The following is a 14,420-nucleotide window of genomic DNA, read 5'->3' as shown; positions in this document are numbered from 1 at the left end:
TGAGCAGCCGGTATTAACGTACATTGACATGCCAATTAAAGCGAGATGAGGCCTACTCATCTCGCTTTTTTTTGAGCCTGCGAGCGGAGTACCGGCGCCCCTGGAGGAACGATTGACCCGTCCCGCAATTCTGGTTCTTGAAGACGGCAGCGTATTCCACGGGATATCCATTGGTGCCGCCGCTGCCTCCGTTGGCGAAGTCGTGTTTAACACCGCGATGACCGGTTACCAGGAGATTCTCACCGACCCGTCCTACGCCCGTCAGATTGTTACGCTGACCTACCCACATATTGGTAACACCGGTACCAATCCCGAGGACGAAGAGTCGTCCCAGATATGGGCCTCAGGCCTGGTCATTCGGGATCTTCCCTTAATGGCGAGCAATTTTCGTAACACACAGGCGCTTGATGACTACCTTCGCGAGCGTAACGTGGTGGGTATCGCAGATATTGATACGCGGCGCCTTACTCGGGTGCTTCGGGACAAGGGTGCCCAGAATGGCTGCCTTATGGCGACGGAGTCTCTCGATGTCGATACCGCATTAGCACTGGCGAAAGACTTTCCCGGGCTCAAGGGCCTGGATCTGGCAAAGGAAGTGTCCACTAGCGAGCGCTACGAGTGGACTGCCGGCAGTTGGGCGCTGGGAGAGGGCTTCGCCGATCCAGCGGTCGACGATATGCCCTGGCATGTAGTTGCCTACGACTTTGGGGTGAAACGCAATATCTTACGCATGCTTGCGGATCGGGGCTGTCGTCTCACGGTGGTTCCCGCGCAGACAAGCGCCAGTGAGGTGCTGGCACTGAATCCGGATGGGGTTTTTCTCTCCAATGGCCCTGGCGACCCGGAGCCCTGTGACTATGCCATCAGTGCGATAACTGAACTGTTGGAGTCCGGGGTACCGATCTTCGGGATTTGTCTGGGTCACCAGTTACTGGCGCTTGCCAGTGGTGCAGGCACTTTGAAAATGAAGTTCGGTCATCACGGTGCGAATCACCCGGTACAGGATCTGAGGGACGGCAGGGTGATGATCACAAGTCAGAATCATGGTTTTGCGGTTGATGACGCCGCGCTGCCGGATTGTATCGGGGTCACTCACCGCTCACTTTTCGATGGGACCCTGCAGGGTATCGAGCGAACGGATAAGCCCGCCTTCAGTTTTCAGGGGCACCCCGAGGCGAGTCCGGGCCCTCATGAGCCCAGTGTGCTCTTCGACCATTTCATCAGCCTCATGCAACAGCGGGCGGTATAAGCGCATGCCAAAGCGTACAGACTTAAAGAGCATCCTCATTGTAGGCGCCGGACCCATCGTCATCGGTCAGGCCTGCGAATTCGACTACTCCGGCGCGCAAGCCTGTAAGGCGCTGCGTGAGGAGGGGTATCGGGTGATTCTGGTGAATTCCAATCCCGCTACGATCATGACCGATCCCGCAATGGCAGATGCTACCTACATCGAACCCATTGAGTGGCGCACAGTGCAGCGGATTATCGAAGTAGAAAAGCCCGATGCGCTGTTGCCGACCATGGGTGGCCAGACGGCTCTGAACTGCGCGCTGGATTTGGCTCGCGAGGGTGTCCTCGAAGCAAACGGTGTGGAGCTTATCGGCGCCACCAAGGAAGCCATCGACAAGGCGGAAGATCGCGAGTTATTCGACAAGGCCATGAAGCGAATCGGGCTGGAGACGCCCCGAGCATCTTTTGCCCGGTCCATGGATGAGGCGCACGCGGTTCTCGACTCCATAGGATTCCCCTGCATTATCAGGCCCTCGTTCACTATGGGTGGTTCCGGCGGCGGTATCGCCTACAACCGCGAAGAGTTTGAGGAGATCTGTGTTCGCGGTTTGGATCTCTCGCCCACGTCCGAGCTTCTCATCGATGAGTCCCTCATCGGCTGGAAAGAGTACGAGATGGAGGTTGTTCGCGATCGCAATGACAACTGCATCATTATTTGCGCCATTGAAAACTTTGACGCCATGGGTGTGCATACCGGCGACTCCATTACCGTCGCACCGGCGCAAACGCTTACCGACAAGGAATATCAGATCATGCGCAACGCCTCTCTGGCGGTGCTGCGTGAGATCGGTGTAGAGACTGGCGGCTCGAACGTACAGTTTGGCATGTGTCCGGACACCGGTCGCATGGTGGTTATTGAGATGAACCCCCGGGTGTCGCGATCTTCGGCGCTGGCGTCTAAAGCTACCGGATTTCCTATCGCCAAAGTTGCCGCAAAGCTGGCCATCGGATACACCCTGGATGAATTGAAGAACGACATCACCGGAGGTGCGACCCCCGCCTCTTTTGAACCCTCCATTGATTACGTTGTTACGAAAATCCCCCGCTTTGCCTTTGAGAAATTCAACGCCGCGGATGCCCGGCTGACCACTCAGATGAAGTCCGTGGGGGAAGTGATGGCCATTGGTCGCAACTTCCAGGAGTCAATGCAAAAGGCGTTGCGCGGTCTGGAAGTCGGCGCTTCGGGCTTCGAATCACGTTTGGGGCCGGATGATGTGGAGCCCAGCGATGAGCTCATCAGTGAACTGATTAACCCCGGGGCCGATCGTATCTGGCATCTGGCGGACGCCTTCCGCCTGGGTATGACCGTAGACGAGGTGTATGGACACTCCGGTGTTGATCCCTGGTACCTCGTTCAGATTGAAGACATTGTTAAGGATGAGCTGGCGATCGCGGCGGGCACGCTCGAGGATTTGGACACACAGCGGCTCTTTAGGCTCAAGCGAAAAGGCTTTGCAGATCGGCGTCTGGCGGCGCTCCTCAAGGTAAGCGAAACCTCCGTACGTGAGCATCGTCAGGGATTGAATATTCGCCCGGTGTACAAGCGCGTCGACACCTGTGCGGCAGAGTTTGCCTCGAGCACGGCCTATATGTACTCCACCTACGATGAAGAGTGTGAGGCGGAGCCGTCAGATCGTCCAAAGATCCTTGTGATCGGTGGTGGCCCCAACCGTATCGGCCAGGGAATCGAGTTCGATTACTGCTGTGTTCACGCGGTGTTGGCTATGCGCGAAGATGGTTACGAGACGATCATGGTGAACTGTAACCCTGAGACGGTCTCTACGGATTACGACACGTCGGATCGCCTGTATTTTGAGCCGGTCACCCTTGAAGATGTGCTTGAGATTGTCGCCAAGGAAAAGCCCGAAGGCGTGATTGTGCAGTTTGGAGGGCAAACGCCGCTCAAGCTGGCTCGAGCCCTGGAAGCTGCCGGCGTGCCCATTATTGGCACGACCCCCGATGCCATTGATCGGGCCGAAGATCGTGAGCGCTTTCAGCATCTCATTCAGGATCTTGGCTTGCTGCAGCCGGCAAACACCACGGTTCGCAGCGTCGAAGAGGCCGTCGAGGCGGCGCGCAGTATCGGCTATCCGTTAGTGGTACGCCCTTCCTATGTTTTGGGTGGTCGGGCTATGGAGATCGTGTATCGAGAGGAGGATCTGCTTCGCTACATGCGTGAGGCGGTGTCGGTCAGCGATGAGTCTCCGGTTCTCTTGGACAGCTTTTTGAGCGCCGCAATCGAGGTCGACATCGATGCGGTGTCTGATGGCGAGCAGGTTGTGATTGGCGCCATCATGCAGCATATCGAACAGGCCGGTGTGCACTCGGGAGATTCGGCGTGCTCATTGCCGCCCTATAGCCTTCCTGCAGATGTGCAAGATCAAATGCGCGAGCAGGTGAAGCAAATGGCCTTGGCATTGGGTGTTAAAGGCTTGATGAATGTACAGCTTGCCTGGCAGGACGAAAAAATTTACGTCATCGAAGTAAATCCCCGTGCATCGCGTACCGTGCCCTTTGTGTCCAAGTGTATTGGAACTTCCTTGGCGAAGATCGCGGCACGCTGCATGGCCGGCGTGAGTCTCGAAGATCAGGGCTTTACGGCAGAGATCGTGCCGGAGTTCTTTAGCGTCAAAGAGGCGGTGATGCCCTTTAACAAATTCCCCGGTGTCGATCCGATTCTGGGGCCGGAGATGAAGTCTACCGGTGAGGTCATGGGCACTGGCGATAGCTTTGCCGATGCGTTCGCTAAGGCGCAGCTGGCTGCGGGCGATCCTCCGCCGCGCAGTGGCACACTCCTCATAAGTGTTCGCGATGTCGATAAGCCCGGCGCCGTAGCTTTTGCCCGGCAGATGGTGAGTTTGGGCTTTAATCTGGCGGCGACCGGAGGTACGGCGGATGCGCTGGAGGCGGCGGGTCTAGAGGTTCGCCGCGTAAAGAAAGTGCTCGAGGGGCGCCCTCATATCGTCGATATGATCAAGAACGACGAGGCAGATATCATTATCAACACCACAGAGGGACGCCGGGCCATCGCTGACTCGGCGCCAATTCGAGCGAGTGCTGAGGCACATCGGGTTTTCTATACAACAACGCTTGCTGCGGCCGAGGCGATTTGCCTGACCCTGCAGCGAGAAGGAGACAAGACCGTGCGTCGTCTGCAGGATCTCCACAGGAGCATGCATTAATGAGTAAGGTGCCGATGACAGCGCAGGGGGAGCAGGCCCTGCGCCAGGAGCTCGAGCAGTTAAAGAAAGTTGATCGTCCGCGAATTGTGCAGGCGATAGCCGAGGCCAGAGAGCACGGTGATCTGAAGGAAAACGCGGAGTATCACGCCGCTCGGGAGCAGCAGAGTTTTGCCGAGGGCAGGATCATGGATATTGAGGGTAAGCTGTCCCACGCCCAGGTCATTGATGTGACCACCATAGCCTGCACGGGAAAAGTCATTTTTGGTGTCACGGTAGACCTGATCAACGTAGAGAATGACGACACTGTGACCTATCGCATCGTTGGCGATGACGAAGCGGATGCCAAGCAGAATCTTATCTCGGTAAACTCACCTATCGCCCGTGCGTTGATAGGCAAAGAGGAAGGTGATGTGGTTATTGTGCGTGCCCCGGGCGGTGACCGTGAGTACGAAATAGATCAGGTGCGCCACCTTTAAGCACTTGATTCCAATCAGCAGTTAGCAGTTAGCAGTCAGCAGTCAGCAATCACCAGCTACCAGTAGTCGCTCCTGCGGCGCGCAGGTCTGCTCGATTCAGGCTAGCCCAGCATTCTGAGAAGATTGGATTTTTTGGGGTCCGGTTGAGCGCTGTGACGCAGCAGCAGTGCCGTGTTGCCAACCCGCTGCACCAGCTCTGCCTTACTGTCTTCCAGTAGTTGCGCAAGGACTTCGTCCCGCGCTTCGCGGCTGCCGACGGCGAGCTTAATTTTGATGAGCTCGTGATCATTGAGCGCACGCTCAAGTTCCAGGAGCACTGTCTCGCTGAGGCCGTTCCCGGCGATGGTGACGATGGGGTGAAGTTTGTGGCCGATCGCACGAAGTTGGCGCGTGTTTGTTTTGCGGGTCATGCTAGGGTAAACCGAGAAAGTCAGCGGGGCGCGGAGTCTACACTACAGTCCCTTCGCGACCCAAACAGTCCGTTGACGGCAAAATCGATCGTTCAGGAAATACGCATGGTTAAAAAGCGGTCCAGCAGTAAAGCGTGGCTGCGCGAGCATAGGGATGACCCCTATGTGCAGCAGGCACAGCGCGATGGTTACCGGTCTCGTGCTTGTTACAAACTGCTTGAGTTGCAGGAGCGCGACGGTTTGATCCGACCGGGAATGACGGTTTTGGATCTGGGCAGCGCTCCCGGGGGTTGGTCTCAGGTGGCTGCGGAGCTGGTGGGCAAGCGAGGGCAGGTTATCGCATCGGACATCCTGCCCATGGGTGAGATTGATGGGGTCGACTTCGTTCAAGGAGATTTTACGGAGAACGATGTATTTGAGCGCATTTTGAAGGAGATGGGCGACGAACCTGCGGACCTTGTAATTTCTGATATGGCCCCCAACATGAGTGGGGTGAGTGCCGTAGATCAGCCGAAGTCGATTTATCTGGTAGAACTTGCTTTGGATATGGCCTGTCGTGTCCTGGCGCCCGGTGGTGTCTTTGTGACTAAGGTGTTTCAGGGGGAAGGCTTTGATGAGTTGTTCAAGGCGACCCGAGAGCAGTTTGAGAAGGTCTCAACGCGTAAGCCTACGGCATCGAGGCCGCGCTCACGGGAAGTGTATTTGGTGGCCCGTGGCCGCCGCAAAGCCCCCGACGAGCTATAGGCTTATCGAGAGGTGGCCCAATAGGGCGTTTTTGGCGTAAAAAACGCTATACTGATCGACCGGCGATCTTTGGACATGGGTGTCCAGGGTTACGCAATCAAGCGTTGCAGACGCCGGTGAATATTTGGCGCTAGCCCCAAGAAGCTGGCGCAGCAACGAGGTAACGATTTTGAACGATATGGCCAAAAATCTGCTGTTGTGGGTCGTGATAGCTGCGGTGCTGCTCTCGATCTTTAACAACTTCAGCATGCAGACGCCCACAGAGCGCATGGTGTACTCCGAGTTTATTCAGGAAATCCAGCGCGACCAGGTCCGCAAGGTCACAATTGACGGCCTTACAATTGCCGGTGAGCGTTTCGATGGCTCGTATTTTGAAACGACGCGACCCATGGTGGAAGATCCCAAGCTCATGGATGATCTGCTGACCCATCAGGTCGAAGTCGAAGGTAAGGAGCCCGAGCAGCAAAGCGTGTGGACGCAGCTTCTCGTGGCAAGTTTCCCCATACTCATCATTATCGCCGTGTTCATGTTCTTCATGCGCCAGATGCAGGGCGGTGGCGGTGGGCGCGGTGGCCCTATGAGCTTTGGTAAGAGCAAAGCAAAGCTGCTGGGTGAAGATCAAATCACCACGACCTTTGCCGATGTGGCAGGCGTCGATGAAGCCAAAGAAGATGTCCAGGAACTCGTGGAGTTTTTGCGCGACCCCGGTAAGTTTCAGAAGCTGGGCGGTCGTATTCCCCGCGGTGTCCTCATGGTTGGCCAGCCGGGCACGGGTAAGACGCTCCTGGCTAAGGCCATTGCCGGTGAAGCTAAAGTACCGTTCTTCTCAATCTCCGGTTCGGATTTTGTAGAGATGTTTGTGGGTGTCGGTGCCTCGCGCGTCCGCGATATGTTCGATCAGGCCAAGAAGCAGGCACCTTGCATTATTTTCATCGACGAGATCGACGCGGTGGGTCGCCATCGTGGCGCAGGTCTCGGCGGTGGGCACGACGAGCGCGAGCAAACCCTCAACCAGTTATTGGTAGAGATGGATGGTTTTGAGGTCAACGACGGTGTGATCGTAATCGCCGCGACCAACCGTCCGGACGTGCTTGATCCGGCGCTGTTGCGTCCCGGTCGCTTCGATCGTCAGGTGGTCGTAGGCTTGCCCGATATTCGCGGCCGCGAACAAATTCTCAAAGTGCACATGCGCAAAGTGCCTCTGGCCGAAGACGTAGAAGCATCCAAGATTGCTCGCGGCACGCCGGGTTTCTCTGGTGCAGATCTGGCAAACCTTGTGAATGAGGCAGCACTGTTTGCTGCGCGCACGGGCTCAAGAACTGTGGGCATGACACAGTTTGAGTTAGCAAAAGATAAAATCATGATGGGTGCTGAGCGTAAGTCCATGGTGATGTCCGAGGACGAGAAGCGTAATACCGCGTATCACGAAGCCGGACACGCGATTGTCGGACGGGTCATGCCTGAGCACGATCCTGTCTATAAGGTCAGCATTATTCCCCGAGGTCGTGCCCTGGGTGTGACCATGTTTCTGCCTGAAGAAGACCGCTACTCGCATAGCCGTCGTCATATTATCAGCCAGATTTGTAGCCTCTTCGGCGGACGTATCGCCGAAGAAATGACTCTGGGGCCCGACGGTATTACCACGGGCGCATCCAACGATATTCAGCGCGCCACGGAGATCGCCAGAAACATGGTGACCAAGTGGGGACTCTCCGAGAAGATGGGGCCGCTGCTCTATGACGAAGGTGGTGAAGAGGTGTTCCTTGGCCGCAGTGCGGGTCAATCACACAAAGCCATGTCTGACGAAACAGCCAAGCAGATTGATGCAGAAGTGCGCCGCATCATCGACGAGTGCTATCGCAAGGCGCAGGATATTCTCGAAGAGCATGTTGATAAGCTCCACGTGATGTCAGATGCCCTGATGCACTACGAGACGATCGATGCGGAGCAAATTGACGACATCATGGCGGGGCGGACCCCCCGAGAGCCTAGCGACTGGAGCAATAAGGACAGCGATAGCGACTCTGGGTCGTCTTCGGCGGCGGGATCTGATACTGCAGATCGCAGTGGACCTATCGGCGGGCCTGCGGGGGAGCACTAAAGCTTTCCCGGTTTCGCTACCGTCTTTTGAATGCCTCTAAGGGTACCGGCGCAAGCTTAGACTGCGCCGGTACCGTCCTTGATCCTTCCACACCCTTAATCATGGGCGTACTGAATGTTACGCCTGATTCTTTTTCTGATGGTGGTCGTTGGTTTTCCCGTGGCAAGCCGGATCTGGATGCCCTGCGTCGTGAAGCTGTTGCGATGGTGGCGGCGGGGGCAAAGATCCTCGACATCGGTGGTGAATCCACGCGACCCGGCGCGGCTGAGGTAGGCGAGCAGCAGGAACTAGATCGCATACTCCCGGTTTTTGAGCTTTTACGCACCGAAACTGATGCCGTGCTGTCCCTCGATAGCAGCACCCCAGCGGTCATGCGCGCTGCAGCGTCGGCGGGCGCCGGTCTGCTGAATGATGTGCGAGCGTTGCAACGAGAAGGCGCGGTCGAGGCTGCAGCTGAACTGAATTTACCCGTATGTCTCATGCATATGCAGGGTCAGCCGGATACGATGCAAAGCGCTCCTGCCTATGGGAATGTCTTGAGTGAGGTAGCGAGCTTTCTCAAGGCCCGAGCTGATGCCTGTATCGACGCGGGCATACCGCGCTCACAGATTGTGCTGGATCCTGGTTTTGGTTTTGGCAAAACGCTGGAGCACAATCTCGCGCTGCTGGCTCAGCTTGATCACCTTAAGGAGTTGGGTTTTCCCATCCTGGCAGGCTTATCACGCAAGTCACTGATTGCTAAGATAACCGGGCGAGAGCTGGATGATCGGCTGCCGGGAAGCCTCGCTTTGGCATTACTGGCGGCGCAGCGTGGAGCGTCGATATTGCGGGTTCATGATGTTGCAGAAACCGCCGACGTACTGCGAATACTTCAAGCAGTTAAGGATGTTCAGATTCCATGAAAAAGCGCTACTTTGGTACGGACGGTATACGTGGATTGGTTGGAGAGGCGCCGATCACGCCGGACTTTGTACTCAAACTGGGCTGGGCCTGCGGGCGCGTGTTTACCCGGCTTATGGCAGAGCAGGGCCGGTGTAGCGTAATCATTGGCAAAGATACCCGCGTATCAGGCTATATGTTTGAGTCAGCACTGGAGGCCGGATTGGTGGCGGCGGGTGTGGACGTCAAGCTGTTAGGGCCCATGCCTACGCCAGCGGTCGCGCTCATGACCCGCACGCAGAATGCTGATGCGGGGATCGTAATCAGCGCATCCCATAATCCCTATTTTGATAATGGCATCAAGTTTTTTTCCGCTACCGGGTCCAAGCTACCCGATGATATTGAGCTCGCCATTGAGGCCGAGCTTGACGAGCCGCTGAGCTGTGTGGAGTCGCACGATATCGGCAAGGTTCAACGCCTGGTAGATGCCGCTGGGCGCTACATTGAATTTTGCAAGGCCACTGTTCCCGAGGGTTTTAGTCTCCGCGGGCTAAAGATCGCCATGGATTGCGCCCACGGTGCCACCTACCATATCGCGCCCAGCGTCTTGTCTGAGTTGGGTGCGGAAGTGATTCCCATTGGGGTGTCGCCCGACGGATTCAACATTAACGAAGGTGTGGGCTCTACCCACATGGGCACCCTCGCCGAGACGGTGCGCGAGCGCAATTGTGATCTGGGTATCGCCTACGATGGCGATGGCGACCGCGTACTGTTTGTCGATGATCAGGGCGCCATGGTGGATGGTGATCAGCTGCTTTATGTTATTGCCATGAATCGATTGCGAGAGGGCAGTTCCGATACGGGAGTAGTCGGCACATTGATGTCGAATCTGGGCCTGGAGTTAGCGCTGCGTGAACAGGGGCTGCAGTTTGTCCGGGCGCAAGTGGGTGACCGCTATGTCCGCGAGATGATGGAGGCTCAATCCTGGCATTTGGGCGGCGAGTCTTCCGGGCATATTATTTGTTCTGATGTCACGACAACGGGCGACGGTATTGTGTCTTCTTTGCAGGTACTCAAAGCGCTGCGAGGTGCGGAACAGAGCCTTCGGGATATTCTCACTGATGTTCCGCTGTTCCCGCAGACTATGATCAATGTGCGAGTTACCCCCGGTGTGAGCGTCGAGTCAGACCCTGTGATTGCGGATGCTGTGGCTCAGGTAGAGGCAGAGCTTGGTGATACCGGTCGCGTTCTTCTGCGGTCTTCGGGTACGGAGCCGGTAATCCGCGTCATGATTGAGGGACGGGACGCAGATCAGGTTGATCGCCTGTGTCGCGCTCTTGCACAGACGGTCGAAGGCCTCATGGCGGCGGCCTGACCACGGTTTCGCCGCTCTGATTATTGTAAAAGTGAATACGGTCTTTTCTTGCCCCAGGCTGGCAGCTTGGGTAGTATTGCGCGCCCTCGCGACGCGGAGCTTGTAGCTATGCGACAGCCGCTGGTCATTGCCAACTGGAAAATGCACGGTAAAGGCGCTTTTAACGAGGCCCTTGTTACTGATTTCCTGACCGCACTGAAAGAACATCGAGCAGAGTGTGTTTTGTGTCCGCCCTTTGCATATCTGGGACAGCTTTCGGAGCTACTCGGTGCTAGTGATGTAATGCTCGGTGCCCAGGATTGCAGTCATATCGACCAGGGTGCTTATACGGGGGAAGTCTCCGCAGAGATGCTTAAGGACATTGGCTGCCAGTGGGTCATCGTCGGGCACTCAGAGCGTCGTCAGTACCATCAGGAATCTGATGGCTTGGTGGCGGCAAAGCTGGGGATGGCACAGCGTGCCGGTTTGGTTCCCGTTTTGTGTGTTGGCGAGACACAGGAGCAACGCGAGGCCGGGCAAGCGGAGTCAGTGGTTAAGGCTCAACTGCTGGGTGCCTTGAGCGACCTGCCGGACCTCAATGGCTTGGCTATCGCCTATGAGCCAGTTTGGGCCATTGGTACAGGATTAACCGCGTCGCCGGCACAGGCGCAAGATATGCACGCATTCATCAGGGATGTCGTACGTGATCTTGATGCGGGTAACGCAGATACGCTGCGTCTTCTTTACGGGGGCAGTGTGAAGGCAGCTAATGCCGCAGAGCTTTTTGCGCAATCGGATATCGATGGTGCACTGGTTGGCGGAGCATCGTTGGATGCGAAAGCGTTTGCTGCCATTGTGGGCGCCGCTTGATTGAAGGCGGGCAGTAGTAGCGACAATACATGAAGCGGAAACCGGTACAGCCGCATCCGCAACGAGGTTTTAGGAAATGAGTGGGCAATTGATTGAACAGCTGGTACTGGTGACGCATTTGTTGCTGTCACTGGCGATTATCGGCTTGATCATCATCCAGCAAGGTAAGGGCGCAGATGCTGGCGCATCTTTTGGCGCGGGAGCATCCCAGACTGTGTTTGGTAGCACGGGCAGCGGTAATGTTCTTACCCGGGCGACTGCGTGGATGGTGACATTGTTTTTTGTCACCAGCTTTGGTCTGGCGGTAATCGCCAAAAACAAAACGGCCGCTGTGGATGACTTTGTTCTCCCCGTCCCAACAAATTCCGCGCCCGCAACACTGGACGCCGACATCGAAGCGGTGGATGATATGCGCCCCGCTGTTGAGAGTGATCTTCCTGTTGTGGACGACAGCATGCCTTCCATGAGTACGGAAGGATTTGGGACGGAAGCTGAGGCTGCGCAGGAGGATATCCCGCAGTCCTGAAGAGATTTGCCGAAGTGGTGGAATTGGTAGACACGCTATCTTGAGGGGGTAGTGCGCTATGCGCGTGGGGGTTCAAGTCCCCCCTTCGGCACCATTTTTTAGGAAGCCTGTGAATTATAAGGTTTTTGGGCTCTCCCCAATTAAGGGGTGACAGCCCCTTTCTCACTAAACCCTGTTGATGATGCCATCCCACCCGCAATGGGTTAAAACGCACAACCGACAGTTTTCAAAGTTTCTAAATCCATGGGCCCTTCGGGTCATCATCTCCATCTTGCTGTGGAAGCCTTCGGCGGGCTGTGACGCAGCTGTTCGATCAGGGCCAGAAGCTCTGGTAGTTTTTGCTGCGCCCGTTTCTTTTTGGGCGTTTTGAGTAATAGCTGGAGATTGAGGCGTTACTTGGACTCGTACATCGCGGCCAGTCCAGGGTATTCGCTCAAGTAGCGGCGCTGCAGGTTCTGTTGTTTGCTAAGGTCTGAGATGCCATCGGTGGCGTCGTATGAGACTGAGCAGGCCTCAGTTTTTGCGACCCTTGGGGTGTACCTCCTGCCACGCTTCTTGGTAAAGAAGTGCTCGTCGATACCCAGCACCTAGGGACACGGCCGATTCGACATCTCAGACACACGGTGTTGGCAGTGATGCTGATACCAACGCTCTGTGGTCGCCGGACTGATACCGTGTGTACGCGTCATTTTGGCTTGAGTCACGCCGCCGTCGTGTGTTTCGAATACCTCAAGGCGAAAAGCTTCGGATGCGCGATACTTGGGTTTGGCATAGACAGCGATAGCGTCACGGCGATCAACATGTTCGACCTTTGATGATTCCGCAAAATCAGTTTAATGAACCCCGGTGTCCCCTGTTGATGATGAAGAGCCTAACCTCGTAATCCGATGGCTTAGGGAGCCCCGAGCTGTAATGTGTACAAGCAAAGAGAGTCCGGTTAAAAGCTTGAAAGTTTTCAGTGACCCATACCAGCTCAGCGCGGACGATTTTTAAACACTGCAGGTGTCTTGAAACTATACCCCTACGTGACCGGCTGCGCACAGGTCCGTTTTTTTACTCGACTCTAAGAGCCTCATAGGTTCTAAAAGGACACGAGGGGCGGCTTTTTCAAACTCTGATCTAGATGTTTTTCTCTTACCCAAAAGCGCAGCTTATATGAGCCTTTCTAGGGCGATGCCTCCTTAAAGTGAACCGTACTCGGCGCTGGGGGCTTCGCAAAGGTCAGTTAAGTGGCGTGACGCTGATGATTTCAAAACCCTGCGTAGCCGTGATCCACCGCAACTCCACGCTGTAGGTCGCGCCACCAGGCAAAGTAACCGGTGACACCAATATCGTGCCTTCGTCGTCTTGAATCTGTGTAGTCGCTTCCGTGAACGAGGGGAAATCCCGCTCATCAATGAAGTCATCAGGGAAAGTGGCAACCGTGAATGTGCTGCTGGATTCTTTCTCTTGGCCATCGAGCGTCTTAGCGCGTGCGATGATCGTATGCTGTCCTGCGCCGAGACTGCCATAGTTGAATGACGCGCTGAATCCTGATTCCAGTGAGTTTGAAACGTCCGGAAATGCATCTTCGACATCTTCGCGGATTCCGCCATAGGGTAACAAGCCAATAGACGTGCCATCCAGAAATAGCTCGATACTCTCAATACCCTCAGAGGCCACGGCCCATCCGCGCACGTTAGAAACGCCAGAGGCCGTTCCGCCATCGACCGGTTCTTCAAGCAGCAACTCGAACTGATCGCCCAGGCCTGGTGTTCCAGCCTCTTCATATGCAGGGACCTGCGCTACGAACTGGCCGTTGTAGTTCAGGTTAAAAGCCAAGTTTTCGTCGAAGACTTCGCCCTCGAGTTTAAACTGGTCAAGGAGGTATGTGTCTTCTGAGAAAAGGTCGTCACAGAAGGGTTCCCCGCCCACAGTATCGATAAGCTTGATCGCGCTGTATTGAACTCCGCTTTGTGTAGCGTTAAATGCGGAGGAGCATATGAATGTTCGTTCCGAGTCGGGAGTGATGCGAAGTACCACGGCCGACGCTGCGGTATCAGCTTCGCACGCTTCGCGCCATATTCGCACGGAGGCAGATTCTCCAAATATTAACAACGTGCCGGTTAGGGCGTCAGACGGTTGCAGTAGTTGGTCAAAATCTCCGGTAACACAGCCATCAGGAACCGCTTGAGTGCTGATCCGTTCTCCGGCGGAATCTAACTCCAAGATTTCTTTACTTTTATTGAGCTGAAGATAGCCCGCCTTACTTACTTGCTGTGGGCCTGCGGTCGTCGTTGACGCGGCACCTATGGCGGCAATCAAAATTAGGTTTCGGAGCAACATGGGTATGTACCTATTTGTGGTGGATCAAAATTGACTGGCTGCATTCTATGTAAAGAAGCTCTATTACCCAAATGCATAGTGATACTTTGTTGCCCTTGTCTAACATTTATGCAAACGAAGCCCGAGTAAGGTGGGTGTGCAGTACTTGCATGGAGAAAGGGCCGCACCTATAATACGCGACCTCTCACGGGGGCAGCTTAGGGGAGTGTCCCGCGAGATGACTGTTATTAACGGTGTAGCACAATAAAAGCATCGTTGAATAA

Annotated in this window: 12 protein-coding genes and 1 tRNA gene; 10 read left to right on the top strand and 3 right to left on the bottom strand. The window is 55.6% G+C overall.

Annotated features, from left to right (window positions below):
• The first annotated feature begins 112 nt into the window (after nucleotides 1-112).
• The 3 genes from carA to greA are packed head-to-tail and all read left to right on the top strand — an operon-like array spanning nucleotide 113 to nucleotide 4,948.
• The gene (carA, locus tag ACTG39_RS06975) at nucleotides 113-1,249 is read left to right on the top strand and encodes a glutamine-hydrolyzing carbamoyl-phosphate synthase small subunit (protein ID WP_439106814.1); all 1,137 of its coding nucleotides are present in this window, start codon (nucleotides 113-115) and stop codon (nucleotides 1,247-1,249) included.
• A 4-nt stretch (nucleotides 1,250-1,253) separates the two neighbouring features.
• A complete protein-coding gene (gene carB, locus ACTG39_RS06970) occupies nucleotides 1,254-4,472 on the top strand; it encodes a carbamoyl-phosphate synthase large subunit (RefSeq protein ID WP_439106813.1) in 3,219 nt (1,072 codons plus the stop codon).
• Nucleotides 4,472-4,948 (top strand): transcription elongation factor GreA, encoded by a 477-nt coding sequence (greA, locus tag ACTG39_RS06965; protein ID WP_439106812.1) that lies wholly within the window; start codon nucleotides 4,472-4,474, stop codon nucleotides 4,946-4,948. Before carB ends, greA begins: the two co-directional genes overlap by 1 nt.
• A 101-nt stretch (nucleotides 4,949-5,049) precedes the next feature.
• On the opposite strand, the gene ACTG39_RS06960 is transcribed toward greA, so the two are convergent.
• On the bottom strand, nucleotides 5,050-5,358 hold the full coding sequence (locus ACTG39_RS06960) for a YhbY family RNA-binding protein (RefSeq protein WP_439106811.1): 309 nt from the start codon (nucleotides 5,356-5,358) through the stop codon (nucleotides 5,050-5,052).
• Between the two features lie 105 nt (nucleotides 5,359-5,463).
• On the opposite strand from ACTG39_RS06960, the gene rlmE reads away from it, so the two are divergent.
• The 7 genes from rlmE (at nucleotide 5,464) to ACTG39_RS06925 (ending at nucleotide 11,926) form a co-directional block, all read left to right on the top strand.
• Nucleotides 5,464-6,102, top strand: a complete 639-nt coding sequence (rlmE, locus tag ACTG39_RS06955; RefSeq protein ID WP_439106810.1) for a 23S rRNA (uridine(2552)-2'-O)-methyltransferase RlmE — start codon at nucleotides 5,464-5,466, stop codon at nucleotides 6,100-6,102.
• A 178-nt stretch (nucleotides 6,103-6,280) separates the two neighbouring features.
• On the top strand, nucleotides 6,281-8,203 hold the full coding sequence (gene ftsH, locus ACTG39_RS06950) for an ATP-dependent zinc metalloprotease FtsH (RefSeq protein ID WP_439106872.1): 1,923 nt from the start codon (nucleotides 6,281-6,283) through the stop codon (nucleotides 8,201-8,203).
• A gap of 101 nt (nucleotides 8,204-8,304) precedes the next feature.
• A complete protein-coding gene (gene folP, locus ACTG39_RS06945; RefSeq protein WP_439106871.1) occupies nucleotides 8,305-9,105 on the top strand; it encodes a dihydropteroate synthase in 801 nt (266 codons plus the stop codon).
• Nucleotides 9,102-10,457 (top strand): phosphoglucosamine mutase, encoded by a 1,356-nt coding sequence (glmM, locus tag ACTG39_RS06940; protein ID WP_439106809.1) that lies wholly within the window; start codon nucleotides 9,102-9,104, stop codon nucleotides 10,455-10,457. The genes folP and glmM overlap by 4 nt, the downstream gene beginning before the upstream one ends.
• Before the next feature lie 108 nt (nucleotides 10,458-10,565).
• The gene (gene tpiA / locus ACTG39_RS06935; RefSeq protein WP_439106808.1) at nucleotides 10,566-11,306 is read left to right on the top strand and encodes a triose-phosphate isomerase; all 741 of its coding nucleotides are present in this window, start codon (nucleotides 10,566-10,568) and stop codon (nucleotides 11,304-11,306) included.
• 76 nt (nucleotides 11,307-11,382) lie between these two features.
• The gene (secG, locus tag ACTG39_RS06930) at nucleotides 11,383-11,832 is read left to right on the top strand and encodes a preprotein translocase subunit SecG (protein ID WP_439106807.1); all 450 of its coding nucleotides are present in this window, start codon (nucleotides 11,383-11,385) and stop codon (nucleotides 11,830-11,832) included.
• 8 nt (nucleotides 11,833-11,840) lie between these two features.
• Nucleotides 11,841-11,926: transfer RNA gene (locus ACTG39_RS06925), tRNA-Leu, on the top strand.
• A gap of 71 nt (nucleotides 11,927-11,997) precedes the next feature.
• Here the strand turns inward: ACTG39_RS06925 and ACTG39_RS06920 are convergent.
• Nucleotides 11,998-12,093: a hypothetical protein gene (locus ACTG39_RS06920; protein ID WP_439106870.1), complete on the bottom strand. Its 96-nt coding sequence runs from the start codon at nucleotides 12,091-12,093 to the stop codon at nucleotides 11,998-12,000.
• 960 nt (nucleotides 12,094-13,053) lie between these two features.
• Nucleotides 13,054-14,157: an Ig-like domain-containing protein gene (locus tag ACTG39_RS06915; protein WP_439106806.1), complete on the bottom strand. Its 1,104-nt coding sequence runs from the start codon at nucleotides 14,155-14,157 to the stop codon at nucleotides 13,054-13,056.
• Between the last annotated feature and the right edge of the window lie 263 nt (nucleotides 14,158-14,420).

The sequence above is a fragment of the Congregibacter sp. genome, assembly GCF_965662665.1.
GTDB lineage: Bacteria > Pseudomonadota > Gammaproteobacteria > Pseudomonadales > Halieaceae > Congregibacter.
The sequence above is the reverse complement of the archived record's forward strand: the minus strand, read 5'-3'. Positions and strand labels throughout refer to the sequence as shown.

What these genes read in the sequence shown, in the direction of transcription:
- carB (WP_439106813.1), top strand. Translation starts at nt 1,254, where the DNA reads ATGCCAAAGCGTACAGACTTAAAGAGCATCCTCATTGTAGGCGCCGGA.
- greA (WP_439106812.1), top strand. Translation starts at nt 4,472, where the DNA reads ATGAGTAAGGTGCCGATGACAGCGCAGGGGGAGCAGGCCCTGCGCCAG.
- ACTG39_RS06960 (WP_439106811.1), bottom strand. Translation starts at nt 5,358, where the DNA reads ATGACCCGCAAAACAAACACGCGCCAACTTCGTGCGATCGGCCACAAA.
- rlmE (WP_439106810.1), top strand. Translation starts at nt 5,464, where the DNA reads ATGGTTAAAAAGCGGTCCAGCAGTAAAGCGTGGCTGCGCGAGCATAGG.
- ftsH (WP_439106872.1), top strand. Translation starts at nt 6,281, where the DNA reads ATGGCCAAAAATCTGCTGTTGTGGGTCGTGATAGCTGCGGTGCTGCTC.
- folP (WP_439106871.1), top strand. Translation starts at nt 8,305, where the DNA reads ATGGGCGTACTGAATGTTACGCCTGATTCTTTTTCTGATGGTGGTCGT.
- glmM (WP_439106809.1), top strand. Translation starts at nt 9,102, where the DNA reads ATGAAAAAGCGCTACTTTGGTACGGACGGTATACGTGGATTGGTTGGA.
- tpiA (WP_439106808.1), top strand. Translation starts at nt 10,566, where the DNA reads ATGCGACAGCCGCTGGTCATTGCCAACTGGAAAATGCACGGTAAAGGC.
- secG (WP_439106807.1), top strand. Translation starts at nt 11,383, where the DNA reads ATGAGTGGGCAATTGATTGAACAGCTGGTACTGGTGACGCATTTGTTG.
- ACTG39_RS06920 (WP_439106870.1), bottom strand. Translation starts at nt 12,093, where the DNA reads ATGACCCGAAGGGCCCATGGATTTAGAAACTTTGAAAACTGTCGGTTG.
- ACTG39_RS06915 (WP_439106806.1), bottom strand. Translation starts at nt 14,157, where the DNA reads ATGTTGCTCCGAAACCTAATTTTGATTGCCGCCATAGGTGCCGCGTCA.